This is a genomic window from Streptomyces sp. URMC 126 (assembly GCF_051386555.1).
In the GTDB taxonomy this organism is placed as follows: domain Bacteria; phylum Actinomycetota; class Actinomycetes; order Streptomycetales; family Streptomycetaceae; genus Streptomyces.
Genome location: NZ_JBPQTX010000619.1, coordinates 1 through 1177, shown reverse-complemented (window position 1 = coordinate 1177; position 1177 = coordinate 1). Strand labels below are relative to the sequence as shown.

The window sequence follows — 1177 nt, the reverse complement described above, 5'->3', positions numbered from 1 at the left end:
CCCGCGGGCCCCGCGTCCGCCGGCCCCCGACCGCCGACCACCGGAGCGTCCACGATGCTGGACCTTGCCCCCCAGCTGAGCCGCTGGTGCGCCCAGGGGCGCGACTTCGCCGTGGCCACCGTCGTCGCCACGCGCGGGAGCGCGCCCCGGCGGCCCGGCGCCGCCCTGGCCGTCGCCACCGACGGCACGGCCGTCGGATCGGTCTCCGGCGGCTGCGTCGAGGCCGCGGTCTACGAGCTGTGCCGCCGGGTCCTGACCACCGGCGAGTCCCTGGTCGAACGCTTCGCGGGCGACCCCGACGACCCGTTCGCCGCCGGCCTCACCTGCGGCGGCACGCTCGACGTCCTCGTCACGCCGGTCCGGGCCGGCGGCCCCGCCGCGGCCGCGCTGGCCGCCGCCGCCCGGGGCGAGACCGTTGCGCTGGCCCGCGCGCTGGACGGCCCCACCGGGCCCGGCTGCCTGCTCGTCCGCCCCGACGGCCCGCCGTACGGCACCCTCGGCGCCGGCCGCCCACTGGACCGCGCCGCCGCCGAGGCCGCCCGGACCCTCCTCGACGCCGGCCGCAGCGGCGTCGTCGACGTCGGAGCGGCCGGGCCGCGCTGCGAGGCGCCGGTCAGGCTGTGGGTGGAGACCACCGCGCCCCCGCCCCGCATGATCGTCTTCGGTGCGATCGACCACGCGGCGGCCCTGGTCCGCGTCGGCTCCTTCCTCGGCCACCACGTGACCGTCTGCGACGCCCGGCCCGTCTTCGCCACCGAGGAACGCTTCCCGGAAGCGGACGAGGTCGTCGTCGACTGGCCCCACCGCTACCTGGACTCCCAGCGGCTGGACCCGCGCGCGGTGCTCTGTGTGCTCACGCACGATGCCCGGTTCGACGTGCCTTTGCTGGTACGGGCGTTGCGGCTGCCCGTCGCGTACGTGGGGGCGATGGGGTCGCACCGGACGCACCGGGAGCGGGTGCGGCGGTTGCGGGAGGCGGGGGTGAGCGAGGCGGAGCTTTCCCGGTTGCGGTCGCCGATCGGGCTCGATCTCGGCGCTCGCACGCCGGAGGAGACTGCCGTCTCCATTGCCGCCGAGATCGTTGCTCATCGGCATGGGGGGAGCGGGCGTCCGTTGACGGGGTCGGAGGCTCCGATCCATCGGGCGGTATCGGCGCGGCGGACGGTGCGGGCTGTCT

General features: G+C 77.5%; 1 protein-coding gene. It reads left to right on the top strand.

The features are described 5' to 3' along the window. Positions 1–54: 54 nt before the first annotated feature. The coding region (locus ACSNOK_RS33135) for an XdhC family protein (RefSeq protein ID WP_436784491.1) at positions 55–1177 on the top strand (1123 nt) is incomplete at its 3' end.